The sequence below is a fragment of the Aestuariivirga sp. genome, from assembly GCF_965227715.1.
GTDB lineage: Bacteria > Pseudomonadota > Alphaproteobacteria > Rhizobiales > Aestuariivirgaceae > Aestuariivirga.
Map to the genome: position 1 here is coordinate 1564922 of NZ_OZ245771.1, position 24611 is coordinate 1589532.

Below are 24611 nucleotides of genomic sequence, written 5' to 3' on the forward strand. Positions count from 1 at the left end.
GGGGATACAGACCGATGCCTAAATTTGCCGCCAACCTGTCGATGATGTTCACCGAATGGGAATTTCTCGACCGCTTCGCCGCGGCGGCGGACAATGGCTTCAGTGCGGTTGAATTCCTGTTTCCCTATGATTTCGATCCGGATGAGATCGCCCGGAGGCTTGAGGGCGCGGGCCTCACCCAGGCGCTGTTCAACCTGCCGCCGGGGGATTGGAGCAAGGGCGAGCGCGGCATTGCCTCTCTCCCCGGGCGCGAAGCGGAGTTCCGGGCATCGGTGGACAAGGCACTTCCCTATGCCGCCGCCACCGGCGTCAAGCGCCTGCATCTGATGAGCGGCCATGGCGACCGCCATGATCCGAAGGCGGTTCAAACCTATGTGTCAGCGCTCCGCCATGCCTGCGCCGCCACGGCGCCACTCGGCATCGATATCCTGATCGAGCCCATCAACGGGCAGGACATGCCGGGCTATTTCCTGAATGATTTTCCCTTCGCGGCGGAGCTTATCGCCACGCTGGGCCTGCCCAATCTGAAGCTCCAATATGACATCTACCATCGCCAGATCCTGCATGGGGACGTGCTGAAGAGCCTGGAGGCGCTGCTGCCCGTGACCGGCCATGTGCAGGTGGCATCTGTGCCCAAGCGGCACGAGCCCGGCACGGGCGAGCTCGACGACAGGCGGATCTTCCGCCACCTCGATGCGCTGGGCTATCAGGGCTTCGTGGGCTGCGAATACCGGCCGGCCGCCCAGACGGTGGACGGGCTCGGCTGGCTCAGGGAGGTGTAACCCCTCAGGCGAGCCTGGAGTGGACCGCGGCGGTGGCGACCAGCTCGTCCAGCAGCGCCATGGTGGCGGAGCCTGAGCTGGCAAAGGGGTTCAGCACCGCGCGCTCATGATATTTCAGCAGCAAGCCCGGGTTCACCTTGGACAGGTCCACATGGCCCATGGTCCAGTTGCAGAATTTGCGCTCACGGATTTCCTCGAAGATCAGGATCCGCACATTGGTGTGGCGGTCATCGCGGACGATGGCGTTGTAGAGATCGCACACTTCGTCGCGCCCGCCCTCCAGCACCTGGATGAACACATCGCCGCTGTAGCAGAGAATGCCGGTGATGCCATTGGCGGGATTATGGCTGCGCGAGCTTTCGAGGATGTCCTCGATCATGGCGCTGGTGAGGCTGGTGGCGGCCCGGCTTGCGTAGACACAGCGAACGATCATCTGGAAAATCAGTCCTTCAGATTGACGAGAGACAGGAATTCACGCCGCAACGTGGCGTTCTTGAGGAATGCACCGCGCATCACGCTGTTGATCATCTTGGTGGCATTGTCCTTCACGCCGCGCCAATGCATGCAGAAGTGATCCGCCTCCATGACGACAGCAAGTCCGTCAGGCGCCACTTTGTTCATCAGAAGGTCTGCCACCTGGGCAATTGCCTCTTCCTGGATCTGCGGGCGGGACATGATCCATTCGGCAAGCCGCGAATATTTGGAAAGGCCGATCAGATTCGAATGCTCATTGGGCAGAAGTCCGATCCACAGCCGTCCCATGATCGGGCAGAGGTGGTGGCTGCAGGCGCTGCGCACGGTGATGGGCCCGACGATCATCAGCTCGTTCAGATATTCGGCATTGGGAAACTCGGTGACCGGAGGCTGGCCCACATAACGGCCGCGGAACACCTCGTTCAGATACATCTTGGCCACGCGCCGCGCCGTCTCACGCGTGTTGTGATCATGGTCCACATCGATCACCAGGCTTTCGAGCACGCCCTGCATCTTGCCTGCCACCTCGTCCAGAAGCGCTTCAAGCTCCCCCGGCTCGATGAAGGCGGAAATATTGTCATTGGCGAAATAGCGCTTGTTGGCCTTTTCCACACGCGCCCGGATGCGCTCGGATATGGGCGCGGGATTGCCGTCAATCGTCAGTTTCGTGGGAAGGTCCATTTTGTCAGTTCCAGGTGCCGGTTCTCGAGCTGTAGCATCATGCACCTCCCGAAACAACCAAACCGGGAAGACACGCTGAGATATTACGCGGCGTGTCCCCTTGTGGACCATGCGACCCCAGAACGTAAACGATCCACCCCGGCTTTCGCCGGAGTGGATCGTGTGGTGGCCTGAAGAGTAAAGCCTAGCGGCTCTTGCGTCCCGTGTTGCCCGTGTTGCTGCGCGCCGGCTTGGCGGACATGGACGACAGCGTGCTGGGCAGCATCAGCCCGATCACCGCGCCAATGCCGAGGCCCAGGGCACCCAGCATATAGGGGCGTTCATCGACGAAGCGCTGTACCATGCGCTGGTCGGGCAAGCTGTTGACGGCAAGCGGCATGGCACGGCTGGCGCCGTCCACGGCCCAGGCAGCGGCCCTGCGGCCGCCTGAGAGCACGCGCGAGGCGATGCCGGCATTCTCCGCGCTGCTGCTGCGGCTACGACTTCCGCCGCGGCTGCTCCGCCGGCTGCGGCTGCTTTCGCTCGCGCCCTGTGCCTCCACGCTGCTGCGGCTCCGCTTGGCGGAGGCTGCTGCTGGCTTGGCGCGCTTTGCCACGGCGCCGGACTTCGGGCTCGCCTTGCGGGAGGCTGCCTTGCGGCTGCGGCTCCTGGTGGCTGAGCCCTGTTCGGCCGTGGTCATCGTTTCGTTGGTGTTGTCCGCTGTCATTGTTCTTCTCCTTGGGTTTTGCGCGCGGCATTGCGGTGCTGGCCTTCCGCGCCGCGAGCTGATCGCCGTTGAGGTGGCGGGGAAAACCCGCCAGCCAGCCTGCTCCTGCCAGAACGGCAAGACTAAGCAGTTTGTTGCGTCCGATCCGCTCTTTCAGCCGCGCCATGAGGCCCAGGTGAGGATCCAGACGGTGCAGAGCATCCTCGGCAAGCTGCGCCGGGCTCAACCGCACCTTTAATTCTCCAATCGTGCCGCGAAGCGCCCTGCGCCGCTCCTGCACGATTTCGACGGCCTGTTCGAAGGACCTGCTCATGCGCCGCCACCGTGCGAAGACGGGCCCCCGAACCAGCGGAAGAAAATACTTTCGGTGCGCCAGCTGAAGCAACGCATCAAGCTGAAGGCCGAAGCAATCACCAGCAGCACCAGAACGATCCCAACGATCAACGCGGCAAGCGCCTCGCTGCCCAACAGAGGCGTCAGCACGGCAATTCCTGCCTGCGTAAGCGCCACCATGGCGCAGAAGGTCGCGGCGAAGGCGATGCTCGCGAACACTGCCGCCCGCATGGCCTGCGATTTGAGCTCACCCAGTTCGGCGCGTGCCAAGGCGAGTTCAGCCTCGGCCCAATCGCGACCATCGGCGCCCAAGCGTTCGAAGAGCTCACTGATGCCGGGGCGGCCGCTGTCGTGAGGTGCGTCAGCTTGATTGAGCATCGGCGGATTGCAGCGCCTCCTTCATCGTTCCCCGCGAAGCAGGGTGGTCCAGTGTCGTGGGCTGCAACGCGCCACGCCCGCGATGGTTCCGGAAGATGCAGAGCTGCATCTGCAGCACGCAAGAAAAGAGGCCCCGCAATTGCGGGGCCTTCAAGGTGCAGGCAGTTAAAAGGGGGAGGGAGACACTGCCCGGGGAACAACTTGGAAAAAGTTTACTCGCCGTTGGTGGCGCTGCGGCTCTTCCTGCCGCGTGATGAAGCTGCTGGACGTGCCGCGCCGCCACTGCGCTCGCGCCTCGAACGCACGGCAGAGCGCATGGCATCCGCGCGTGACTGCACAAGCTGCGTGATGACGAGGCCCGCGGCAATCGAGCCGCCAAATGTCGCCAGCGGATGGCGCTTGGTGAAATCACGTGCATCTGCCACCATGTCCGAGAGATCGCTTTCGACGACATAGCCCGCAAGCTCTTCAAGGCTGTTCGCTGCCGTTTCAGCATAAGCCTTCATGGTGGGAATGGAGGGCACCGAGCCGCTGAACTGGCGCACGGATTCAGCCAGCGTTTCAAGCTGCGACGCAGCATATTCCTTGCGACTGCTGGCGAGACTTCCGGCCATGGTCAGAAGATCATCCATGAAAGCAGGGCCGCCCTCACGCGTTGAGTCAGACCGCTTGCGGCTCCGTGCACGGGACTGGGATGCTGTGGCCATTGAAATACTCCTTCGCCCCCTTGGGGGTGTGACGCTGCGTCCGTAACGGAACTGCGGGCGATAAGTTCCAGGCTCCGCCTGCCACGGCGGAGTCTGTAGTGGTTCTTCTTAACGCCACGCCGTGAAGCGGCTGTGGTCAATCGCTTCGTCGCGGTGTGATCCACCGCGCGTTGCTGCCCACCAGGCGGCAACCGCGCTTACAAGCAGTGATGCGGCGGTGACGAAGGCCGCGAGCACGCTCAGGCGCCGGGCATGATCGGCTCGCGCCTTGATCGCCGCCAATGTGCTGTCCAGCCGCTCGGCCGCTGCCTGTTCGTTGAGGCCCGTGGCAGTTGAAATCCGTTGAAGGGCATAGCTCCGGTCCTCGCCGTCCGCCGCGGTGATGCGGTTGAGAGAGAGGAGGCGGCCCAGTTCGGCGCGCGCATCGGCGGAAACGTCAGCCGCGGGGGCTGCTGCTTCGGGCCGCAACAGGCGGTCCACATAATAGTCGCTCATCGATGCCGCCTGCGGGTTTGACGCCGCACCGGCCACGATATGCGATGCCGTTGAAACACCCATTGTGGTGATCCATGCGGCAACCAGCGAACCGATAATCACACCGCCCGCCCAGACCACGAGGCCATGGAGCCCGTCGCGCATTTCCACTTCGTGGCGCTGCGCATCGCCAATGCGGCGGCGCAACCGTCCGGTGACATAACCGCCACCGAGGGAGGCCGTCACCTGCAGCCACAACAGCCAGAGGCCGAGCGCCAGAACCATTCCGAGGCCCGGCAACGTCTCGGCGCTGGCAAAGGAGGTGAGTGAAATTCCAATGCCGGAGCCGAAGGCCACGAGCAACATGGAGATGGCCGTTGCAACGGCAATACCTGCCAGCACAGCACCGCCATCGACATAGGATTGGCCGCCCTCGCTGCGGCGGACGATTTCCGTTTCAGGTACGCGAGCTGCAGTCGCCATGATGGCCATCCTCCGCTGTCACCGAAGTCCGAGGAACGAAAGGATGGCGAGGACCACCACGACCAGTCCAACAAGATAAATGATCGAATTCATGAGCTTCTCCCTTGCACATCTGCACAGCAACCGCTTGCAACGTGAAAAGTTCCCACCCCCTACGAATGCAAGGAAGATGCCGGCTTCTAAAGCTTAATCTTCTGCCGCAGTTTCAGAAGCTCCGCCCACGGATCTTCCTTCAGCTTGCTCATCCGCTGGACGGCATTCTTCACCGTGTAGTGCGCGGCGGAGGGGAGCGATGGCAGTTCGCTCCAGTCGATGGGCATTGCCACGGCTGCGCCGGGGCGGGCTCGGGTGGAATAGGGGGCAACAGCCGTGGCACCGCGCCCATTGCGGAGGTAGTCGATGAAGATTTTCCCCTTGCGGCGCGCCTTCGACATGGTGGCGATGTAGCGCTCCGGCCGGTCGGCCGCCATCTCCTGCGCCACGGCCTTGGTGAAGTCCTTCGCCGTGTCCCAATCGAGTGAAGGTATTATCGGCACCGTCACGTGCAGACCCTTGCCGCCCGATGTCTTGACGAAGGAGCGAAGGCCCAGGCCTTTCAGCCTGTCGCACATTTCAACGGCCGCATCACGGATGTCGTCCCAGCCCAGGCCCTCGCCGGGGTCTAGATCGAAGATCAACCGGTCAGGGCGCTCGAGGTCTTTCACGCGTGAGCCCCACACGTGGATTTCGAGCACATTCATCTGCACCAGCGCCAGAAGGCCATCGAGGCCCTTCACCGCCATCATCGGCTTCTCGTCACCCGTGTCGACCAGGCTGATGGCCTTTTCGTCAAAGCCCATCCAGGCATGCTTGGCGAAGAAACACTGCTGAGCCGCTCCGCCGGGGCAGCGCAGGAGGCTCAGCACCCTGCCCTCCACATGCGGCAGCATCCACTGGGCGATCGCTGCATAATAGTCGCCAAGCTCCTGCTTGGTGATGTTCGCATCCTCCCACAACAGCCGTTCCGGATGGCTGAAGGTGATGGATGAGGCTTTGAGCGGCGGCGCTGCTTCGGCCGGCTCTTCATGCTTGGGGATCAGGCTCGGGTTTTCTTCAAGCGAGATTTCCGCTGCGGGCTTGTCTTCGCGCAGGCCCACGAAGGCGGCCTGGCGCAGCAGGCCATCGGTGGTGCGGCCGCGATACTCGATCTCCGCCACGGCCTCGGGCTTCACCCACACAACGCCCTTCGCGGCCGCGCGGGAGACGGCATTGCCGAAGTCAGGCTTCTCCGTCTTCAGCGGAAGGAACTGCTTGTAGAGTGCCCGCTGGTCTTCCGTGGAGAAGCCGGTGCCGGCCCGGCCTGCATGCATCAGCTTGCCGTTGGCGTAGTAGCCAAGCACCAAGGAGCCCACGGCATTCTTGAGGTCACTTGCGGGCAGGAAGCCGATCACCACGAATTCCTGGCGCAGCATGCATTTGGATTTCACCCAATGCTCGCCCCGGCCGGAGACATAGGGAAGGTCCTCGCGCTTCGATACGATGCCTTCGAGCCCCAGGCGGCAGGCTTCGCCAAGGATGTTCTTTCCCGGGTCTTCCAGATGGTCATTGTAGCGCAATGCGAAGCTCGTGGGAGAGGCCTCCAGCAGCGCCTTCAGCAACTGCTTTCGCTCACGCAGTGCTGCCGCCCGCAAGTCGCTGCCATCAAGATAGAGGAGATCGAAGACGTAATAGACCATGCGGTCCTGCCGCCCGGATTTCAGATCGGCCTGCAGGCCGCTGAAGCTCCCGTTGCCCTGCTCATCCTGCACGATGATCTCGCCATCGAGCAATGCCGCCTTGGCGGCAAGTGCCTTCACGGCATCCGCCACGGCGGGAAAACGCTTGGTCCAATCCAGGCCCTTGCGCGTCAGGAGCTGCACCTTGCCGCCATCGAGCCGCGCCTGGATGCGGTAACCATCATGCTTGATCTCATGGATCCAGCCGGCGGCCATGGGTGGTCTCGCCACTTGCACGGCAAGGCTCGGCGGCACAAAGGGCGGGAGAATGGCCTTCTTTGTGCCTTCGACCTTGGCAATGCCTGCGGGCTTTGCCGCAGACTTGCGGGTGGCGCGGGCCTTGTGATCGGCACGCAGGACGCCGGTCTTTGCGAGATCGGCATTGCTCTTGCCGGAGAGGACGGAGGCCAACTCCGTTTCCACCGGTTCCTTTCCCTTGGCGTCCAGTGCATGGGCATCGCTGCGCTTGATCAGAAGCCAGTTGTGGCGCTTGCCCTCGTCCTTCATGCGCACCAGAGAAAAGGCGCCCTTCAGCCGCTCGCCATTGAGCGTGAAAGTGAGCCGGCCTTCCTTCAGGCCCTCCTGCGGGTCACCTTCGGGCACCCACGTGCCCTGGTCCCACACGATCATGGTGCCACCGCCATATTCGCCGGCGGGGATCACCCCTTCCCACGCCTTGTAGGCCATGGGGTGATCCTCAGTCTCGACGGCCAGGCGCCGTACACCGGGCTTCATCGAAGGACCGCGCGTCACCGCCCAGCTTTTGAGCACGCCGTCCAGCTCGAGGCGCAAGTCGAAATGCAGCCGCCGCGCATCATGCTTCTGCACCACAAAGATGAGCTTGCCCTTGCTGCGGGGTGCCGGTGCGGGGGCGGGTTCCGCCGTTTTTGAGAAATCGCGCTTGGACTTGTAAGACTCCAGCGATGTCTTGCGGGCGGCCATCTGGGTTCACTTGCTCTTGCTGCGGCGGGGTGCTGCCTTGCGTGCTGCGGGCTTGCGCTTCGCTGCGGCCTTCCGCGCAGGAGGCGACGGCTTTTTCTCGTCTTTCCCGCCGCCACCGCCGCGCTTGAGGCTATCACGCAGTGCGTCCATCAGATTGATCACATTGCCGCGCGGCGCTTCGGGTTCAGGCTCCGTCACGATCTTCTCGCCCTTGTTCTTGCGTGCGATCAGCTTGCGCAATTCGGTTTCATAGTGATCCTCGAAGAGTTCGGGCTTGAAGCGGCCCTCCTTCCGCTCGATCAGCGCGGTCGCCAGATCCACCATCTCATGATCAAGCTTCAGCTTCGGCAAATCGGCGAAAAACTGCGTGCTTTTCCGCACTTCGCCAGCATAGCGCAGGCGCACCATCATCAGCCCGTCCTCGAGCGGCAGCACACCCATCAAATGTTCGCGCCCTGAGGCCGTGAGCTGGCCCAGACCCATGGTTCCGGTCTTGCGCAGCGCCTCGCGGATGACGAGGTAGCCCTCAGCGGCATATTCATCAGCCGGCGTTACGTAATAGGGCTGCTCGACAAAGCGCGGGTCCACTTCACTCAGCTTGACGAAATGGCTGAGCTCCACCGTGCGCTTGCTTTCGAGCTTCACGGCATCGATCTCGCCGGGCTCAAGAACGACGTTCACATCCTTCTCGATCTCATAACCGCTGACGATGTCCTTGCTGTCGATCTCGCCAACGCCGTCCACCGTCTTGGTATAATGGATGCGCTTGCCGGTGGGCCCGTGGATCTGGTGAAAGCTCACATCGGCCTTGCGGTCCTCGGCGTTGATCACCTCAACCGAGATCGACACGAGCGACAGTCTCAGAAACCCCTTCCAATAAGCTCTGGCGGCCATGCGGTCCCTCCCCCTTGACGCAGCAGAATGCAGCTTGGGCCAGCGCGGTTCCTTGGCGACCGTTTTGCCGGGAACCAATCCCGCTCCCCGGAGATTTGGCCCTGACAGTCAGCCTATCAGTTCACCGGCCACGAAGGAGCATTTCTCATGGCAATCACACCGGGTTCAACCACACCAGGATCACGTCAGCGCAGCAGCCGTCCGGAATTTGCGGGCGATGATGAGCGCGTTCCCCTCACCGCCGCGTCGAGCTCACCCCTCACCAACATGCAGGAGCCTCTGGGCAGCATGGATCGCCCTGTGCCGCGAAATGATGAGAATGATCTCAATCTCAACCAGGATGGCGTCACACGCCGCGCGGGAAATCTTGGCCGGACGGAGACAGTGGGGGCAGAGCGCGGCGGCCGCAGCTTTACCACCACCTTCGCAATTGCAGCCGTGGTGCTGGTGGCCGCCTTCCTCATTGCCCTCTGGCTCAGCAGCAACCGGACCGATGTGGCGACAGCGCCTGCCGGCACCGAGGCCCCGATCGCTGATACGACGGCGCCCGGCACTGCAAATGACACTACGGGTAGCACCACAGCACCCATCCAGCAGACCGCTCCCGGCACGGGTGATGCAGGTACCGGCACGACGGCGCCCGCCAGCCCGTAAGACGACGTCATTCCACATTCCTCGCCCTCACATCCCGTGGGGCGAGGATCATTTTGCTGAAATGATGAACGGAAGAGAGATCATGAGCGAGACGAAACACACGCTGCCCCCGCAACATCAGGAAAAGCAACCCGGCATCGAAGCCGAGATGACGCCCGCGCCCGATTTCATGCCGCGCTTCCGGGGTGCTGACCGCCTCAAGGGAAAGGCGGCCGTGATTTCCGGGGGTGACAGCGGCATCGGCCGGGCGACCGCCGTTGCTATGGCGCGCGAGGGTGCGAAGATCGTGATCCTCTATCTCGACGAACATGAGGACGCCCGCAAGACGGCGGAGCTGGTGGCGCAGGAAGGAAGCGAGGCAGAGCTCTTCGCAGGCGACCTCGGCACGGAACCCGTCTGCCGCGAGGCCATCGCCCGCGCGGTTGAGAAATTCGGACGCATCGATGTGCTCGTCAACAATGCAGCCGAACAGCACACGGTGAACGGACTCGAAGAGCTGGAAGAGGAGCAGCTTCTCCGCACCTTCCACACCAATATCTTCAGCATGTTCTTCCTCACCAAGGCGGCGCTGCCCCACATGGGCAAGGGCGGCGCCATCGTCAATTGCGCGTCCGTCACCGCCTATCGCGGCCAGTCGCAGCTCATCGATTATTCCGCCACCAAGGGCGCCATCGTGTCCTTCACGCGCACCATGTCCCAGGTGCTGGCGCCACGCGGCATCAGGGTCAATGCGGTGGCGCCGGGCCCGATCTGGACGCCACTTATCCCCGCCTCATTCGATGAGGAGCGCGTCTCCACCCATGGCGGCAGCACGCCGTTGGGGCGCCCGGGCCAGCCAAATGAAGTGGCGAGTTGCTTTGTTTTCCTGAGCTGTGAGGACGCCTCCTACATGACGGGTCAGGTGCTCCACCCCAATGGCGGAGAGATGGTCGGATCATAACAGCAGGCTGGGAACCTGCGGGCGCCCTTGCGGGTTCAGGTGGGCGAGCTCCAAGGAAGGATCCTCCCACCATGGCAGAAGAGCGCAAGAGCGCGGATCACGCCGGCTGGCGCGATGCGCAGGCGAGCAGCCTCACACGCGAATTCAACGCATCACATTCCAACACGACAGACGATTCACGCAAGGAGACCGACATGAGTGTGAAAACATTGAACGACCTTTTCCTCGAGACCCTCAAGGACCTTTACTACGTCGAAAACAAGCTGGTGAAGACGCTTCCGAAGATGGCCGAAAAGGCAACCTCGGGAGAGTTGAAGCAGGCGATCGAGGATCACCTCGTTGAGACCGAGACGCATGTGAAGCGCCTCGAGCAAGTCTTCGAGCTTCTCGACGAGCGCCCCTCCGCCAAGACCTGCGAGGCTCTCGAAGGTCTTCTGAAGGAAGCAGAGGAAGTGACCGGCGAGATCGAGGACGAGCAGACGCTCGACGCCGCCATCATCTCATCCTGCCAGACGGTCGAGCATTATGAAATTGCCCGCTACGGCACGCTGGCCTGCTGGGCCTCCGAAATCGGAAATCCTGAAATCGCCGAACTCCTTGAGCAGACGCTCGAAGAGGAAAAGGAAGCCGATGAAAAGCTGAGCGAAATCGCGGAAGACTCCGTCAACCAGCGCGCCGCGGCTTAAAAGGCGAAGTCCTTGCCCCTCCCCCTCGTGGGGAGGGGCAAGCGTGGGGCGCCCTGAGTTGAACTATCAAAAGCGGTGCCTGGGGGCCCCCAACCCGGCCCTCCCCACAAGGGGGAGGAAAAAACGATCGTACCGCCATCACTCATACCCCGTCATCTCCACATAGCCGCGCCCGGGGTGCGTTCCTTCGAACGTCACCGGCCCTTCCCAGTAGGACACCTGCGTCTCCATCCACGCCGCATCATTGAGGGCGCGGGTGCGGATATCGAGGCGTTTCGCAGGAAGCTCAACGCGCCACTGGACGGGCACGCGGTGGCCCTTCACGTCCTCCCATGCGAGCGGCGTCACCAGCAGCGCGCCGGGAGCAAGAGGTTGGGGCGTTCCGTCAGCAGCGATCCAGGTGGCGGAGGTGAAGCCAGCGCCCTTGTCCCTCAGCCGGAAACCCATCAGCTTTTCGCCGGTGTCGAAGTGGAGTGAAAACCAGTCCCAGCCGGTCTGATCGGGGTTGAGCGGCTGGGAGGACCATTCATGATCGAACCAGGCCTGGCCCGTGACTGCGATCTCCGCGCCATCAACAGTAATCGTGCCGCTCACGTGATAGAAGGGCTGCGAATAGTAATAGCTCGCCTGCCCTGCCGCGGATTTGACCGAGTATCCGCCCTCTCCCTGCGGCACGAGGGGGCCTTTGGCCTCAAGCTTCAGGCGGTAGGAGAAGTGGTCCCCGCCCGCGGCCACAGCGAGCGCAGAGAGGGGGTCCGCCGCCGCACCGGCACGGCTCGCCATGTGCCAGTCATCGATTTCGGCGCGGAAGGGCTCACGCATGACGCCCGCCTGGCCAATGCCGCCGCGCGCCAGCCGTTCAGCTGAATAGTGCTTTTCCGCCGTGGTCAGCGCGGCATGGCCCATCCACAGCTGCGGGCTCTGCCAGCCAGGCTTTTCCTCTGGCGCCAGAGCGGAGCGGAAGAGAGTCCATTGCGCGCCAAAGTCCTTCCCGTCCGCGCCTTTCAGATTGGCGGTCAGATACCACCACTCGATTCGATAGCTGGGATGTGCCGCATGGTCCTGCGGGAAAGACAGCGCCACGCCCCGCTGTGGAACGGCGAAACCCTGCGCACCGCCGCCGAGCCCGGCGAAGCCTTGCGCCAGCACGGGAGAGGCCATGAGGATCAACATCAGCAGAACCCTAACGCTCATGTGCGAACACCTTCAGCAAAGCGGCGGGTTGCAGCCGGCTCAACCGCACCGCCGGAATGAGGGCGGCAAGGGCAGCACTTGCAAGCGCCAGCATGAGCAGCCGCAGCCAGTCGAGCGGGAAGAGATGCATCGGCAGCCGCCAGCCGAAGGCTTCCACATTCACCACTGCCAACAGCAGCCAAGCCAGCGCCAGCCCTACGGGAATGGCAGCAAGCATGGTGAAGAAGGCCAGTGCCACGCTGCGCAGAATTTCGAGAAGTGCGAGACGGCGGAGCGTCAACCCCATGGCCCAGGCCGGTGCGAGCTGAGAGAGCCGCATGCCGGAGAGTGTCAACAGGCTGGCGAAGATCGCCAGTGCAGCCACCCCCAGCGTCAGCACATTGAGGGCCGCCGTCACCGCGAAGGTGCGCTCGAAGATGCGGAGCGACAGGGCCTTGATGCTCGCCTGATCGATGACATTCTCCTCAGGCAGTGCGAAGGCCTGGCGCAGATCGTCGCGCAGCTGGCGCGCCTTGGCGGGGACCACGCGCACACCATAGCGAAGCCGGCTCACATCCGGGTAGAGCGCCACCAGCAGCGCGTCATTGATGAGGATCTGCCCGCGCGGATTGCCATAGTCCGAATAGATGCCAACAATGGGCAAACGCCGCCCGCCTTCGAGGCTTACCACATCGCCGAGCGCCAGCCTGTTGCGGCGCGCCAGCTGCTCATTCGCCAGCGCCCCATCGCCCTTGGCAATCAGGTCCCAGGCCCGTGGCTCTGCCTCCAGCATGGGCCAGTTGTCGCGATAGGTCGGGTGATCCGCCACGCCATAGACCTGCACCGGCTGGCCAAAGAGCCTGATCTCGGTGTTCCAGATCGGCAGCACCGCGTCACTCCGAGGTTCGAGCCAGACGCGGATGCGGGCGGACTCCTCATCCGAACGCGCCGTCACATAGAGTTCGGAGGCAAGGCGCTGGTCCAGCCAGCCCACGAAGGTGAGCCTGAAGCTTTCAACCATGGTCCCTACGCCCGCATTGGCGGCAAGCGCCAGCAACAGCGCCATCAGCGCCAGGGACAGGCCCGGCAATTGCTGGCGCGTGTCTGACCAGAACCATTGTGGAATGACGTTCTTCGACAGCCTGCGCCCCAGCGTCAGCAGCAGGGAGAGAAGCAGCGGCAGCAGCAAGGCGGAACCCAGCAGCAGCCCGCCCAATGCGGTGAACCCCGCGGTGAGGCCGGAGCCATATAAGGTGGTGAGTGCTGCCGCCCCCAGCAGTGCTGCGCCCCCAGCTGCCTGCAGCCGCAGCGAACGCTCCGAAGCAAGGCTCCAGGCGCGCGGCCGCGCGGGTGCCAGAAGCGGCATGCGGGCAATGCGCCACAGCCTGGTCGAGGCTGAGGCGAGTGTTCCCGCCACCGCAATCGCAAGGCCCAGCAGCCAGACCGACGGCCTGATTGACAAGGTGCCCGGTACCTCCGCGCCATAGAGGCCACGCAGGCTTGCGGCCACATCGGGCAGCAGCAGCCAGGCCACGCCATATCCCAGCGCCACGCCGATCAGCCCCGCAATGATGGAGAAGGCCAGAAGCTCCACCACCAGCAGGACCACCAGCGTGTTGAGCGGCATCCCCACGGCGCGCAGCGTGCGCAGCACCGGGCGGCGTTGTTCGAAGGCGAGGCCGATTGCAGAATGGACGATGAACAGCCCCACTGCGAAGCTCAAGAATCCGAAGGCCGTGAGGTTCAGGTGAAAGCTGTCCGTCAGCCGCGAAAGATCGCTTTCGGCCGCAGGGGCGCGGAGCCGGAGATCTGGCGCCACCTCTGCAAGCGGCCGCGTGCTTTCGGGCTGCTCAGGCCAGAGCAAGAGGCGGGAGAGCTCTCCCGGGGACTCGAGCAGCTGCTGAGCAATGCCGATGTCCGTGAGCGCCGTTCCGGCGGGCAGCGCGTCGGAGATGCGCAATGGTGGCGTCTCGATCCCCGAAAGGCGGTCTGCCGTTTCCCGCGAGACGATGAGAACGCCGGGGGGCGTGATGAAGGCCGCAAGACCGATATCCGCATTGGTCACGGCAACCTGCTGGGCCTGCGGCGGCAAGGTGAGCGGGTCGATCCCCAGAATGCGCAGCCGCTCCCCTCCGAAGCGCTTCTCGCCTTCGAGAATGGGGGAGACGAGCCACCCCGCCTTGCGCAGCGCGACGTAGCGCTCCTGGCTGATCCGCGTTCCGTCTTCATGGGCAAGTGATGAGAGCCGGTCCTGCCCGGCAACGGCGGCGGCCCGCGCATAGCTCGCCCGCGCCTCGCCATTGATGGCCTGCACGGCGGACCACAGGCCCGTCGCCAGGGCGAGGCCCAGCAGCAGCATGGCCAGCTGCAGCGGGTGCCGCCGCCAGTGCGAGAGGAGTGCCAGAAACCCCTGCCTCAGCATCAGCCAAGCCGCCCGGAGGCAAGATGCAGCCGCCGCCCCAGCCGCGCGGCAAGCCGGCTCGAATGCGTCACCATCAGAAGCGCTGCTCCGGTCTCGGCCTGGAGCGCCAGCATCAGTTCCAGCACCGCGTCCCCCGTTGCCTCATCAAGGTTGCCGGTGGGCTCATCGGCCAGGATCAGCTGCGGCCTCACCCCCAGCGCGCGGCCGATCGCTACCCGCTGCTGCTGCCCGCCGGAGAGTTGCTCGGGGTAACGCTCCAACAGGCTTGTGAGCCGCAGCCGTTCCGCAAGCAGCCGCATCCACGCCGCATCGTGCCGCCCCGCGAGCCGCGCCTGAAAGGCCAGGTTCGCCTCAACGTCAAGCGAGGGGATCAGGTTGAACTGCTGGAAGACGAGGCCCACCGAGGCACGGCGAAACTCCGCCAGCGCAGCATCGCCCAGCCCAGCAATGTCACGTCCCTCGAACAAGATCGCGCCGCTGTCCGGCTGGTCCAGGCCCCCTGCCAGATGGAGGAGCGTGCTCTTGCCGCTGCCCGATTCGCCCGTGAGCGCCATGCTCTCGCCCGCGGCAAGTGCCAGGCTCACGCCGCGCAGAACCTGCAAGGGTCCTTCGCCCGTGGGATAGGTCTTGCTCACGTCACGCAGTTCGAGAAGCATCGCGTCTCCTGTTTTGTGCCCATTCATTACGCAAGGCGCCACCACGCAGACCCCGTGGTGCCTTGCCGCAAGCATAGCCCGCAAGATTCGGCCATTGCGAGAAGTGGTTCCCTCCGGACGCCAGGCGCTCTAGTCTCGCGACATCCATTTTGGGAGAGGCCGGATGCCAGCCGCACATGACGATCATGCCCGCATGCCCTATCAGCTGCCCTTCCCAAGGGATGCGCTGAGCGAGATCGTCATTCCCGATGCCGTGCCGGAGGATGAGCGGCTGTGGGTTCCGCAGGCCGAGAATGTCTGGTTCAGGCCGCTCTGCCTCAACCGCAGCCAGGGTTATTGGATGAACCTTCTCAAGGTGCGGAAAGCTGGCGTCCTCTCCCGCCACCGCCACCCGCAATCGGTGCATGGTTTCGTGCTGAAGGGCCGCTGGAAATATCTGGAGCATGACTGGGAAGCGGTGGCGGGATCCTACGTCTTCGAGCCGCCGGGCGAGACCCACACGCTGGTGGTGCCGGACGATGTGGAGGAGATGATTACCTTCTTCCAGGTCAACGGCATTATGTATTACGTCGATCCCTGGGGCAAGAATTTGGGTTACGAGGATGTCTTCACCAAGATCGAGATGTGCCGTACCCATTTCGAGAAGGTGGGGCTCGGTGCGGAATACGTCACCCGCTTCATCCGCTGAGGAGCCGCCACCATGGGATTTTGGCCAGAGGGCTGCTTCGCGAACAAGACGGTGCTGGTCACCGGCGGCACATCGGGGATCGGGGCTGCCATAGCCGCGGCCTTCCTGCTCGAAGGCGCACGGGTCACCGCCACCGGTGTTACACAGCAAGAGGCTGATGATGCGGCCTTGCGCCTTCCCGGGCTTCGCGCGGAGGTGCTGGATGTGCGGGACGGAAATGCCGTCAACCGGCTGGTCGAGTCTCTTGCCACGCTTCATCACGTGGTGAATTGCGCCGGCGTCATCCGCCGCGGGGCGGAACATGAGGTGGATGTGTTCGCGGATGTGATCGACATCAACCTTACCGGTACCATGCGCATCTGCACGGCGGCACGGCCGAAGTTGAAGGAGGCTCACGGCACCATCGTCAACACGGCCTCGGTGCTGAGCTATCTGGGCGGTGGACTGGTGCCTGGTTACGCGGCCTCCAAGGGGGGCGTGGCGCAGCTTACCAAATCGCTGGCCATTGCCTATGCGGGTGACGGGATCAGGGTCAATGCCGTGGCGCCGGGTTGGATCGAAACGCCACTCACGCAAGCCCTGCGCGCCAATCCTGAACGCAATGATGCGATCCTCTCGCGCACGCCGCTCGCCCGCTGGGGGAAGCCCGAGGACATCGCGGGAGGCGTTCTGTTCCTGTCATCGCCGATTGCGGGCTTCGTCACCGGCACGGTGCTGGCGATTGACGGCGGCTATCTCTCGATGTGACTCAGCGCAGGCGGTGGCCGCTTTCGCCAAGGAGCAGCACCTCGCCCGGCGCAATCGCAATCGAGACCTCCTCGCCCTCGCGCCACACCCGGTCATCGATGGTGGCGATGGACTGGAGCTTGATGCCGCCAAGATCCACGAAATAGGCGGCGGAGCCGCCGAGATAGGAGGTGGAGATCACCTTGCCCTTGAGGCCCGTTGCCCGCTCAGGCGGCCCCAGCTGCAGCTTCTGCGCCCTGACGATGGCGGTGACGGCTGCCCCTTCCTTGGCCGCGGCAGGGGCCGCCACGGGCAGCGTCACGCCATTCTCCAGCGTCACGCTGGCAATGGCATTGGCAATCGAGGCGATGCGGCCGGGAAGAATGTTCGACTGTCCGAGGAAGCTCGCCACGAAGCGCGATTCCGGGCGGCGGTAGACTTCTTCCGGCGTTCCCACCTGCTCGATCAGGCCCTTGTTCATGACCACGATCCGGTCGGACATTGCCAAAGCCTCGTCCTGGTCATGGGTCACGAAGATCGTGGTGATGCCGACCTCGCGCTGGATGATCTTCAATTCAGTGCGCATCTCCTCACGCAAATTTGCGTCAAGCGCGGACAGTGGCTCATCGAGCAGCAGCACGTCGGGCTCGATCACGATGGCGCGAGCCAGCGCAATGCGCTGCTGCTGACCGCCCGACATTTCGGAAGGAAGCTTCTTCTCGACGCCAGGCAGACGCACCATTTCAAGGGCGCGCGTTACCTTTTGCGCGATCTGGGATTTCTCCACCTTGCGGTATTTGAGGCCGAAGGCGATGTTCTCGAAAATCGTCTTGTGCGGAAACAGCGCATAGTTCTGGAAGACGAGGCCGATGTTGCGCTTGTGGATGGGAATATTGTCAATGCGCCGCCCGGCCACCGAAATCTCGCCGCCCGTCGGCTGCACGAGACCTGCAATCGAGCGGAGGATCGTGGTCTTGCCGCAGCCCGAGGGTCCGAGCAGCGTCACGAATTCGCCCCGGGCAATCGACAGGCTCACGTCCTTCACCGCAACGAACGGCCCATAGGCCAGCGTCACATTGCGAAGGTCAACGGCGGAAGCAGCGGTCATTCATGTCTCTCTCGAAATTCTCGGTAGGCTCCCCTCCCCACAAGGGGGGAGGGGAAACCGGATCGGGGGTGATTCCCTCAGGCGAGCGTTCAGCCGCCCTTCGAGATGCGGTCCCACTGCTTGGTCCACTCGTCGAGGTGGGAGGACCAATAGGTCGGGTTGGCGAAGGTCAGCGTCTTCATGGTGCCGGTCGGATCGAAGGCCGGGAGCTTGGCGATCTTCTCGGTCAGCTTCACCTTGTTCGGGTCGAGCGAGGGCGGATAGTTCTGGCCTTCGGCCACCGCAATCGCCGTTGCCGGGTCGAGCATGAAGTTCACGAGTTCTTCGCACTCCGTCATGGGGGAGCCCTTGAGGATCAGCATGTCTTCCATCCAGGCGTAAGAGCCCGGCGGGTCGAGATAGCCGATGGGGTGGCCCTGCTGCTGCAGCGCCGCCACGCGGCCGGACCAGGCTTCCGTCACCACGATCTCGCCCTTGGCCAGAAGGTCCATGAGTTCAGCGCCCGATGACCAGTATTTCTTCACCAGGTCACGGTTCTCGCGCACCTTGGCCCAGGCGGCATCGGCGTCCTTGATGTCGTTCGGATCCTGGCCGGAGGCGAGTGCGCCATACCACATGCGGGTCACCATATCGCCATAGCCGCCGATCTTGCCCTGATATTTGGGGTCAACCAGCAGGCCAGCGCCCTTTTCCTTGGCTTCGGCCTCGGAAATCACCGTGGTGTTGTAGGCAAGGCCGGTGGTGCCGTAATCATAGGGCACGCCCGAAAGCTTCGGCGTGATCTTCAGGAACGGGTCGATCATCGCCTGCATCACGAACTGGATGTTCGGAATATTGGCTACGTTGATTTCGCTGTTGAAGCCCCCATCCACGTAGCGCTTGTAATATTCCACGCCTGAGGAATGGATGACCTGATATTCGCCGGGGCTTGCGGTCTTCACCTTGGTGATGATTTCGCTTTCGTCACCGAAGGTGCCTTGCGTCACCTTGATGCCGGTCTTCGCCGTATAGGGTTGGAAGGCATATTTGTCGATTGCCTCCTGCACCACGCCGCCCCAGCCGTCGAAGCGCACTTCGCTGACGGCAGCAAAGACCTCAGGCATCCAGCGCATGCTGAGGCCCGCCGTTGCGGCCGCGGCCGCTGCGAGACCTAAGAATGTGCGGCGGTCCATTCCGCCGTTCATGTAGCGCTCGGTCAAGCGCTCCAGCCGGTTGGTCGTTGACATCTTCTTCATGGTAGTCCTCCCTTTTGCAGGTCAACGCGCGCTTCGTGCGAGGTAGCGGGCAAGCCCGCCGCCCAGCAGTGGAAGTCCCACGGTTACGACGATCATCAAGGTGCCCAGGGCGTTGATCTCCGGGCTGATGGAGATTTTCAGCATCGACAGGATCTCGGTCGGCATGGTCTCGACACCCGATGGGCGCCAGAACATGGAGGCCGTGATATTGTCGAAGGAAATGGTGAAGACCAGAAGCAGGCTCGCGACGATTGCCGGCATGATCAGCGGCAGTGTGATTTCGCGGAAGGTTTGCAGGCGGTTGGCGCCAAGGCTCATCGCGGCTTCTTCGTAAACCCGTTTGACGCCGATGAGGCGCGCCTGAACGACGAGCACGACATAAGGCAGCGCCAGCATGATGTGGCCCAAAACCAAAAGCCCCAGTGTGCGCGGCTGGTGGGCCCAGCGGATCAGCAGCAGAAGGCCCACGCCCAGCACGGTTTCGGGCACGAGGGCAGGTGCGATCAGCAGCGTGTTCACCCATTCCTTGCCAGGAAATTCATAGCGCACCAGCGCCACGGCGCTGAGAATGCCGAGAACGGAACACACCACGGAGGTGACGAGCGCCACCCACAGCGAGGTGCGGAAGGCCCGCAGCACCGATTCATTTTCCATCAGCTTCGCATACCAGCGCAGCGAAAACCCCGTCATCGGGAAGCCGCCGAACTGCGAATCATTGAAGGACAGAATGACGACGACGATGATCGGCGCGAACATGAAGATGTAGACCAGCACGGTGAAGGCCTGAATGGCCCGCCAGCCGAAACCCTTGTTCATGGCATCTGCATTCATCCGCCCAGCCCCTTGAACACCCGCGAAAGCCCCATGTAGCGGCTGTAGACCGCCGCCACCGCGCCCAGCATGATCAGCAGCACGAGAGAGAGTGTGGCCCCCATCGGCCAGTTGAGCTGGCCCATGATGGTGTCGAAGATGATGTTGCCGAACAGCGCGTCCCGCGTTGAGCCCAGGATTTGCGGCGTCACATAGCTGCCCGCCGCCAGCACGAAGCAGAGGAGAAGCCCTGCCATCAGGCCCGGCAGCGACAGCGGCAGCACCACCTCACGGAAGGCCTGGATGGCGGTGCAGCCCAACGTGCGCGCCGCGGAAATCAGGTTCCGGTCGATGCCCTCGATCGCCACATAAACGTTGAGGATCATGTAAGGCAGCAGGAAGTGGATCATGCCCATGATCACCGCGCCTTCGGTATAGAGCATGCGCAGCGGCTCGTGGATCACGCCCAGCTTCAGCAGAATCACGTTGATCGCCCCCTGCTCGCCCAGAATGTGGATCCAGGAAAAGGTGCGGATGGTGAAGCTGATCCAGAACGGCACGATCAGCAGCAGCAAGAGCAGCCACTTGTGCTTGAAAGTGGACATGGCGATGAAATAGGCCGGTGGATAACCCAGAAGCGCGCAGAGGATCGCAGTGATGCCCGCCACGCGCACCGTCTTCCACAGGAACATGTGGTAGAAACTGTCAGTCAGGAACTCATGCCAGTTTTCGGTTGTATAGATTTCCTTTTCAACCCCCGCCGTAACGAACTCATAGAATGAGAAGATCGTCATGATGCAGATCGGCAGGATCATCAGCACGAACAGGGTGATCAGGGAGGGCGCCAGCAGCAGCCATGGGCGCCTGCGGTCCGCGGCTGACAAGGCGGATGCGCTCATGGCCTCTTTCCGCCCTGGAGGGCCTTGTCCAAATTGCATCCGCGGCCGGGTTTCTTCACGTCAGCTCTTCACCTGTTCCGGGAATATGGTCCGCGCTTTGGCATGAGGTGTCAACCCCGGCCGTGCACAGTTTGCGGGCAGCCATGCCGCGTGCAACGATATTGACATTCGGGCCGCCGCCCCCTCACCTCTTGCGCATGGCTCTCACCGCTTTCCTCAATCAGCCCGCGCCCCCGGGCCAGCCCTTCCGGCGCCCCTTCATCAAAATGCAGGGCTTGCGCAATCATTTCGTTTTCGTGGATCGCCGCCACGGAGCCGCGCCATTGACGCCAGCAGAAATAGTCCGCATCTGCGACGTGCATGAAGGGGTTGGTGCCGAGCAGGTCATCACCATCGATCCGCCCCGCAATGGCGGCTATGCCTTCATGGGCATCTTCAACACGGATGGGACAGAGGCACAGGCTTGCGGCAATGCCACACGCTGCCTGGCCTGGCTCCTCTTCGAGGAAGCCGGCGTGGACGAGATCCTGATCGATAGCCTCGGCGGCCCCCTCCACTGCCGCAAGGAAGGCGGGCCCCAAGTCAGCGTGACGCTCGGCCCCATCACGGTTGATCATGATCATCTGGCCCTCGAAAGCGGCCCGTTGAAAGATGGCGTGGCACTTTCCATCGGCAATCCGCATGCAGTGTTCTTCGTGCCCTCGCATGCGGCGGTGGATATTCCCGCCACCGCCCCTGCGATCGCGGCGGATCCGCTCTTTCCCGAAAGCGTCAATGTGGGCGTGGCCGAAGTGATCGACTCTCACACGCTGAAGCTCGCCGTGTGGGAACGCCCCGGCATGCTCACGGAAGCCTGCGGCACCGGCGCCTGTGTTGCGGCCTATGCCGGCCGCCTGCGCGGCATGCTGTCCGGCAGCGACATCACGGTGCACCTCCCCGGCGGCACGCTCCGGATCAAACTGCTGGATGACGGCCGCGCTGTGATGACGGGTGCCGTGGCGTTCTGCTGCACAGGTTATGTGTAAGTTAAGGGCATTACCTCCACCCTCGCCTATCCCTGCCAGCATCCCGTTTTCGGCCAGCGCCTGTTGTTGAAGACCGGCGAAAAATCGTACCGCTCGAAATAATAGTTATACAGAAACGCCGGGTGGAAGAAATCCTGCTCCGGCGCAACGCCGCTCAATGTGTTGGCGCGCTCCGCGGCGATCAGCTTGGCGGCAAGGGGCTTCAGCTGTGGAGGCACCGTGTCGTAACCACCACGCTCATGATAGGGATCAGCAAAGCGCACCCGGTCTTCCACCGCCAGGACGCCGTAGTGATTGAATGCGAAGATGCGGCCGGGGTCTTGCGCCCGCCAGCTTTCCCGGAAAATGGCCAGAGCTGACAATTGTGACATGAAGGGCTTCTGCATATGCCAGAAGGCCAACGGCTTTCCGTTGAGCGTGTCCGACCCCCAAATCCGCGCATAATCCATGGGCACTGGAACGGACATCACCTGGGTTTCGACAAAGTTGAACAGGCGCGGCAGAAGATGGGGCTGCGGCACGATCCAGAAGGGGAAATCGGGGCCTACCTCATCCTGGGGAATTTCACCGGCTTCGATCAGGCATTTGGCGAAGAACTCTTCAGGTGACGCCTGGAAAGAATGGGCACCATGCGGCAGGCTGCCGGCAAAGCGCTGCTGAAACGCGTGCGGATCATTGTCCAGCAGTGCCAGGTTGCGGGCCCATCCAGTGAACCAGCTGGCATCCGAGATCGCGGCGAAGGCGGTCGAGGTCGCCGTCCGCGTTTTGCCCCGGAAGGCATCGGCCAGCGCGGCCAACGGTACATTGTGCAGAATGTCGCCATCATAGCAGAGAACCGGCGCCTGGCCGAACAGCTGCCCGATCAGCAGCCAGCGCAGAAAGGCGAAGGCGAAGAGCATGTAGGGGCCGCCCATTCTTGCCACAAGCTTGGCATGCTGGGTGCAAAGCGCCTCGTAGCGCGGCGTTTCCATATGGACCGTGTAGCTGTCCTCCAGCTCCTCGACGAAGGCTCGCGGCAGCTCTTGCGTATGGCCCACGAACACGACATGGAGGCGGTCACCCCCCGCACTGCCGATCTTCTTCAGATGGCGGGCATTCTCCAGAAGCCACGTCACCTTGCGCAGGCGTTGAACGGGAGACGGTGCACCCTCGACCGGCGGCGGCACGAAATTGACGCTGACGTGAATCAAATTATCCTCAAAGCAGTGGGAGCGCAGTCCGGCAACGCACCCTAAATCTCCAGCAGCAGCCCGGCCATGGTCTCATTGGTGATGAGGCCGTTGATCAGCTTGCCGCGCAGCGCGCCCTTGACGGCGCGGAGGCGCGGCTGCGCCATGGCAACGCCGATCACCTTCTTCTGCGCCGGCTGCTCCAGCGGCACGCTCAGCACGCGGTCATTGGTGAGGCCGTCGATCAGCAAGCCTTGCGCGTCGAAAGCCCAGCCGGTGATCTCGCCCACGGCACCGGCACGCATCAGGGCGCGGATTTCATCGTGGCGCACGAAACCGTCACGCAGCAGCGCGGCCGTTTCATCAACCGTGCCGATGCCGATGAAGGTCACATCCGCCTGCTTGGCAAGCTCGATCACGTTGCGCAGCGTCTTTTGCGACAGCAGCAGCGTCTTCTCATGCACCGTGGGGGCAATCACCGGCAGCGGCATGGGGTAATGCGGCGCCTTCACCCGGTCTCCGATGCGGCTCACCACATCGAACAGCGAGGCAGATCCATCGGGCGCGATATTGCCGACGAGGGAGACCATCTTGTGCTGCGGGCAGTCCATCGGGCTCACCTGCTCCACCATGGCGCGCAGCATGCGCCCCGTTCCCATCGCGCAGATCACCGGATGCTGAGACACGAGATAACGCTCGAGCTCGGAGGCTGCTGCCTCGGCCACGCCCAGCGTGTCCGAGGTCGAGGCAGGATCTGCGGGCACCACCTCGCACATGTTGAGGCCATAGACCTCGCGCAGACGACCCGAGAGTTCGATGCAGCGGCCGATCGGGTGGTCGAGCCTGACCTTGATCAGCTTTTCGCTGACGGCGAGTGAGACCAGCCGCTGTGCCGTCTGGCGGGAGACGCCCAGCTTCCGCGCAATCTCGTCCTGGGTGTTGCCGGCAATGTAGTAAAGCCAGCCGGCGCGCGCTGCATCGTCAAGCCTGTCGCTGTCCGCATCGGATTTCCGGGTCATGGCCCTTCACTAGGGTGAGAACGCTCAGGAGAAAAGTCCGAAATTTTCCAAAGCCTCGCCAAAGGCCTCCATGCTGCCGATCACCCGGTGCGGGATCAGCCCGCCGGGAAGGCTATAACCGGCGTGCACATGGCAGCCACCGGCAAAATGCCAGGCTGTCATGCCCGCCGCCAACGCGGCCCTTACGCCCAGTTCGCTGTCTTCAAGAACCAGGCAGGCCGCGGGCGCAACACCCATCCGCTCCGCCGCGTGGAGAAACAGGTCCGGCGCTGGCTTTCCGTGCTTCACTTCGGACGCGGTAAAACAGCGCCCCTCGAAGAAGGGTCCGAGACCCGTGGTCGAGAGCGAGAGTGCCAGCCGCCTGGGGCTCGAGCTGGTGGCCAGGCAATATGGCAAAGAGAGGCCCTTCAGAATACGCAGCACGCCGGGCATGGGGGTCAGCTCCGCCGCCAGCTTTGCAAACAGCCGGTCACGGTAGCGCTGCTCGAAATCATCGGCGAGCGGCTGGCCGAACCGCTCCTTGGCGCGGAGTGCCGCAGCGGCGAAGCTGCGGCCCAGGAAGTCGCTTCGGAAGTCTTCCTCCGACATGGGAAAGCCCTCCTCGCGCATCATCGCCATCAGCACGCCCGCACTCAGCATCTCGCTGTCGACGAGCACGCCATCACAATCGAAAATGACGAGGCCAAAGGGTGCGGTCATCAACTTTGCGTTAGGGCAAACTGCAGCCTCTTGTCCATAGCCGCGCCTTGCCATACCCCTCAATGTTGCGTATCGATTCTTCGACGGATCAGCT

At 63.1% G+C, this 24611-nt stretch carries 25 protein-coding genes; 7 read left to right on the forward strand and 18 right to left on the reverse strand.

All coding sequences use genetic code 11. The annotated features are described in order from the left end of the window. Positions 1–14: 14 nt before the first annotated feature. Positions 15–782 carry a 2-oxo-tetronate isomerase gene (gene otnI, locus ACO06F_RS07460; protein WP_421696058.1) on the forward strand — a complete coding sequence of 256 codons (768 nt, stop codon included), beginning with the start codon at positions 15–17 and terminating at the stop codon, positions 780–782. 4 nt (positions 783–786) lie between these two features. Here the strand turns inward: otnI and ACO06F_RS07465 are convergent, their stop codons facing one another. The 8 genes from ACO06F_RS07465 to ACO06F_RS07500 all read right to left on the reverse strand — a co-directional run bounded on the left by ACO06F_RS07465 (position 787) and on the right by ACO06F_RS07500 (position 8608). After that, complete coding sequence (locus ACO06F_RS07465) at positions 787–1215, reverse strand: BLUF domain-containing protein (protein WP_421696059.1); 429 nt, start codon at positions 1213–1215, stop codon at positions 787–789. Positions 1216–1223: 8 nt separating this feature from the next. Beyond that, the gene (folE, locus tag ACO06F_RS07470) at positions 1224–1937 is read right to left on the reverse strand and encodes a GTP cyclohydrolase I (RefSeq protein WP_421696060.1); all 714 of its coding nucleotides are present in this window, start codon (positions 1935–1937) and stop codon (positions 1224–1226) included. A gap of 184 nt (positions 1938–2121) precedes the next feature. Further along, the gene (locus ACO06F_RS07475) at positions 2122–2643 is read right to left on the reverse strand and encodes a hypothetical protein (protein ID WP_421696061.1); all 522 of its coding nucleotides are present in this window, start codon (positions 2641–2643) and stop codon (positions 2122–2124) included. 309 nt (positions 2644–2952) lie between these two features. Beyond that, complete coding sequence (locus ACO06F_RS07480; protein ID WP_421696062.1) at positions 2953–3354, reverse strand: phage holin family protein; 402 nt, start codon at positions 3352–3354, stop codon at positions 2953–2955. Between the two features lie 212 nt (positions 3355–3566). Next, positions 3567–4061 (reverse strand): hypothetical protein, encoded by a 495-nt coding sequence (locus tag ACO06F_RS07485; RefSeq protein WP_421696063.1) that lies wholly within the window; start codon positions 4059–4061, stop codon positions 3567–3569. A 108-nt stretch (positions 4062–4169) separates the two neighbouring features. Then, complete coding sequence (locus ACO06F_RS07490) at positions 4170–5018, reverse strand: hypothetical protein (RefSeq protein ID WP_421696064.1); 849 nt, start codon at positions 5016–5018, stop codon at positions 4170–4172. A 179-nt stretch (positions 5019–5197) separates the two neighbouring features. After that, the gene (gene ligD, locus ACO06F_RS07495) at positions 5198–7714 is read right to left on the reverse strand and encodes a DNA ligase D (RefSeq protein ID WP_421696065.1); all 2517 of its coding nucleotides are present in this window, start codon (positions 7712–7714) and stop codon (positions 5198–5200) included. A gap of 6 nt (positions 7715–7720) precedes the next feature. After that, positions 7721–8608: a Ku protein gene (locus ACO06F_RS07500; RefSeq protein ID WP_421696066.1), complete on the reverse strand. Its 888-nt coding sequence runs from the start codon at positions 8606–8608 to the stop codon at positions 7721–7723. 147 nt (positions 8609–8755) lie between these two features. Here ACO06F_RS07500 and ACO06F_RS07505 point away from each other — a divergent pair, with 147 nt between their 5' ends. From ACO06F_RS07505 to ACO06F_RS07515, 3 genes are all read left to right on the forward strand, one after another. Beyond that, positions 8756–9262, forward strand: coding sequence for a hypothetical protein (locus tag ACO06F_RS07505; protein ID WP_421696067.1), 507 nt, complete (start codon positions 8756–8758; stop codon positions 9260–9262). An 82-nt stretch (positions 9263–9344) separates the two neighbouring features. Further along, positions 9345–10202: an SDR family oxidoreductase gene (locus ACO06F_RS07510; RefSeq protein WP_421696068.1), complete on the forward strand. Its 858-nt coding sequence runs from the start codon at positions 9345–9347 to the stop codon at positions 10200–10202. A 194-nt stretch (positions 10203–10396) separates the two neighbouring features. Further along, positions 10397–10888, forward strand: a complete 492-nt coding sequence (locus ACO06F_RS07515; RefSeq protein ID WP_421696643.1) for a ferritin-like domain-containing protein — start codon at positions 10397–10399, stop codon at positions 10886–10888. A 138-nt stretch (positions 10889–11026) separates the two neighbouring features. Here the strand turns inward: ACO06F_RS07515 and ACO06F_RS07520 are convergent, their stop codons facing one another. From ACO06F_RS07520 to ACO06F_RS07530, 3 genes are read right to left on the reverse strand one after another with little or no spacing between them, the layout of a single operon-like run. Continuing rightward, a complete protein-coding gene (locus tag ACO06F_RS07520) occupies positions 11027–12082 on the reverse strand; it encodes a lipocalin-like domain-containing protein (protein WP_421696069.1) in 1056 nt (351 codons plus the stop codon). After that, the gene (locus tag ACO06F_RS07525; protein WP_421696070.1) at positions 12072–14483 is read right to left on the reverse strand and encodes an FtsX-like permease family protein; all 2412 of its coding nucleotides are present in this window, start codon (positions 14481–14483) and stop codon (positions 12072–12074) included. Before ACO06F_RS07525 ends, ACO06F_RS07520 begins: the two co-directional genes overlap by 11 nt. Beyond that, the gene (locus ACO06F_RS07530) at positions 14483–15139 is read right to left on the reverse strand and encodes an ABC transporter ATP-binding protein (RefSeq protein ID WP_421696071.1); all 657 of its coding nucleotides are present in this window, start codon (positions 15137–15139) and stop codon (positions 14483–14485) included. The genes ACO06F_RS07525 and ACO06F_RS07530 overlap by 1 nt, the downstream gene beginning before the upstream one ends. 163 nt (positions 15140–15302) lie before the next feature. Here ACO06F_RS07530 and ACO06F_RS07535 point away from each other — a divergent pair, with 163 nt between their 5' ends. Together ACO06F_RS07535 and ACO06F_RS07540 are read left to right on the forward strand one after the other, a co-directional pair. Continuing rightward, entirely contained in the window at positions 15303–15827 is a 525-nt protein-coding gene (locus ACO06F_RS07535; RefSeq protein ID WP_421696072.1) for a 2,4'-dihydroxyacetophenone dioxygenase family protein, read from the forward strand. 12 nt (positions 15828–15839) lie between these two features. Continuing rightward, on the forward strand, positions 15840–16574 hold the full coding sequence (locus tag ACO06F_RS07540) for an SDR family NAD(P)-dependent oxidoreductase (RefSeq protein ID WP_421696073.1): 735 nt from the start codon (positions 15840–15842) through the stop codon (positions 16572–16574). Between the two features lies 1 nt (position 16575). Here ACO06F_RS07540 and ACO06F_RS07545 read toward each other — a convergent pair whose 3' ends face one another. The 4 genes from ACO06F_RS07545 to ACO06F_RS07560 form a co-directional block, all read right to left on the reverse strand. Further along, a complete protein-coding gene (locus ACO06F_RS07545) occupies positions 16576–17661 on the reverse strand; it encodes an ABC transporter ATP-binding protein (protein WP_421696074.1) in 1086 nt (361 codons plus the stop codon). Positions 17662–17750: 89 nt separating this feature from the next. Beyond that, positions 17751–18896, reverse strand: a complete 1146-nt coding sequence (locus tag ACO06F_RS07550; protein WP_421696075.1) for an extracellular solute-binding protein — start codon at positions 18894–18896, stop codon at positions 17751–17753. A 21-nt stretch (positions 18897–18917) separates the two neighbouring features. Further along, positions 18918–19727: an ABC transporter permease gene (locus ACO06F_RS07555; protein ID WP_421696076.1), complete on the reverse strand. Its 810-nt coding sequence runs from the start codon at positions 19725–19727 to the stop codon at positions 18918–18920. Further along, positions 19724–20605, reverse strand: a complete 882-nt coding sequence (locus tag ACO06F_RS07560) for an ABC transporter permease (protein WP_421696077.1) — start codon at positions 20603–20605, stop codon at positions 19724–19726. The genes ACO06F_RS07555 and ACO06F_RS07560 overlap by 4 nt, the downstream gene beginning before the upstream one ends. 266 nt (positions 20606–20871) lie before the next feature. Between ACO06F_RS07560 and dapF the strand changes: the two genes are divergently transcribed. After that, positions 20872–21630 carry a diaminopimelate epimerase gene (gene dapF, locus ACO06F_RS07565; RefSeq protein WP_421696644.1) on the forward strand — a complete coding sequence of 253 codons (759 nt, stop codon included), beginning with the start codon at positions 20872–20874 and terminating at the stop codon, positions 21628–21630. Positions 21631–21656: 26 nt separating this feature from the next. Here the strand turns inward: dapF and ACO06F_RS07570 are convergent, their stop codons facing one another. The 3 genes from ACO06F_RS07570 to ACO06F_RS07580 are packed head-to-tail and all read right to left on the reverse strand — an operon-like array spanning position 21657 to position 24517. Further along, on the reverse strand, positions 21657–22820 hold the full coding sequence (locus tag ACO06F_RS07570; RefSeq protein ID WP_421696078.1) for a hypothetical protein: 1164 nt from the start codon (positions 22818–22820) through the stop codon (positions 21657–21659). 41 nt (positions 22821–22861) lie between these two features. Then, a complete protein-coding gene (locus ACO06F_RS07575) occupies positions 22862–23818 on the reverse strand; it encodes a sugar-binding transcriptional regulator (RefSeq protein WP_421696079.1) in 957 nt (318 codons plus the stop codon). 24 nt (positions 23819–23842) lie between these two features. Next, entirely contained in the window at positions 23843–24517 is a 675-nt protein-coding gene (locus ACO06F_RS07580; protein ID WP_421696080.1) for an HAD family hydrolase, read from the reverse strand. Positions 24518–24611 lie beyond the last annotated feature (94 nt).

Bases quoted from the DNA above. Each gene is read 5' to 3' on its own strand.
- otnI (WP_421696058.1), top strand. From the start codon at position 15: ATGCCTAAATTTGCCGCCAACCTGTCGATGATGTTCACCGAATGGGAA.
- ACO06F_RS07465 (WP_421696059.1), bottom strand. From the start codon at position 1,215: ATGATCGTTCGCTGTGTCTACGCAAGCCGGGCCGCCACCAGCCTCACC.
- folE (WP_421696060.1), bottom strand. From the start codon at position 1,937: ATGGACCTTCCCACGAAACTGACGATTGACGGCAATCCCGCGCCCATA.
- ACO06F_RS07475 (WP_421696061.1), bottom strand. From the start codon at position 2,643: ATGACAGCGGACAACACCAACGAAACGATGACCACGGCCGAACAGGGC.
- ACO06F_RS07480 (WP_421696062.1), bottom strand. From the start codon at position 3,354: ATGCTCAATCAAGCTGACGCACCTCACGACAGCGGCCGCCCCGGCATC.
- ACO06F_RS07485 (WP_421696063.1), bottom strand. From the start codon at position 4,061: ATGGCCACAGCATCCCAGTCCCGTGCACGGAGCCGCAAGCGGTCTGAC.
- ACO06F_RS07490 (WP_421696064.1), bottom strand. From the start codon at position 5,018: ATGGCGACTGCAGCTCGCGTACCTGAAACGGAAATCGTCCGCCGCAGC.
- ligD (WP_421696065.1), bottom strand. From the start codon at position 7,714: ATGGCCGCCCGCAAGACATCGCTGGAGTCTTACAAGTCCAAGCGCGAT.
- ACO06F_RS07500 (WP_421696066.1), bottom strand. From the start codon at position 8,608: ATGGCCGCCAGAGCTTATTGGAAGGGGTTTCTGAGACTGTCGCTCGTG.
- ACO06F_RS07505 (WP_421696067.1), top strand. From the start codon at position 8,756: ATGGCAATCACACCGGGTTCAACCACACCAGGATCACGTCAGCGCAGC.
- ACO06F_RS07510 (WP_421696068.1), top strand. From the start codon at position 9,345: ATGAGCGAGACGAAACACACGCTGCCCCCGCAACATCAGGAAAAGCAA.
- ACO06F_RS07515 (WP_421696643.1), top strand. From the start codon at position 10,397: ATGAGTGTGAAAACATTGAACGACCTTTTCCTCGAGACCCTCAAGGAC.
- ACO06F_RS07520 (WP_421696069.1), bottom strand. From the start codon at position 12,082: ATGAGCGTTAGGGTTCTGCTGATGTTGATCCTCATGGCCTCTCCCGTG.
- ACO06F_RS07525 (WP_421696070.1), bottom strand. From the start codon at position 14,483: ATGCTGAGGCAGGGGTTTCTGGCACTCCTCTCGCACTGGCGGCGGCAC.
- ACO06F_RS07530 (WP_421696071.1), bottom strand. From the start codon at position 15,139: ATGCTTCTCGAACTGCGTGACGTGAGCAAGACCTATCCCACGGGCGAA.
- ACO06F_RS07535 (WP_421696072.1), top strand. From the start codon at position 15,303: ATGCCAGCCGCACATGACGATCATGCCCGCATGCCCTATCAGCTGCCC.
- ACO06F_RS07540 (WP_421696073.1), top strand. From the start codon at position 15,840: ATGGGATTTTGGCCAGAGGGCTGCTTCGCGAACAAGACGGTGCTGGTC.
- ACO06F_RS07545 (WP_421696074.1), bottom strand. From the start codon at position 17,661: ATGACCGCTGCTTCCGCCGTTGACCTTCGCAATGTGACGCTGGCCTAT.
- ACO06F_RS07550 (WP_421696075.1), bottom strand. From the start codon at position 18,896: ATGAAGAAGATGTCAACGACCAACCGGCTGGAGCGCTTGACCGAGCGC.
- ACO06F_RS07555 (WP_421696076.1), bottom strand. From the start codon at position 19,727: ATGAATGCAGATGCCATGAACAAGGGTTTCGGCTGGCGGGCCATTCAG.
- ACO06F_RS07560 (WP_421696077.1), bottom strand. From the start codon at position 20,605: ATGAGCGCATCCGCCTTGTCAGCCGCGGACCGCAGGCGCCCATGGCTG.
- dapF (WP_421696644.1), top strand. From the start codon at position 20,872: ATGCAGGGCTTGCGCAATCATTTCGTTTTCGTGGATCGCCGCCACGGA.
- ACO06F_RS07575 (WP_421696079.1), bottom strand. From the start codon at position 23,818: ATGACCCGGAAATCCGATGCGGACAGCGACAGGCTTGACGATGCAGCG.
- ACO06F_RS07580 (WP_421696080.1), bottom strand. From the start codon at position 24,517: ATGACCGCACCCTTTGGCCTCGTCATTTTCGATTGTGATGGCGTGCTC.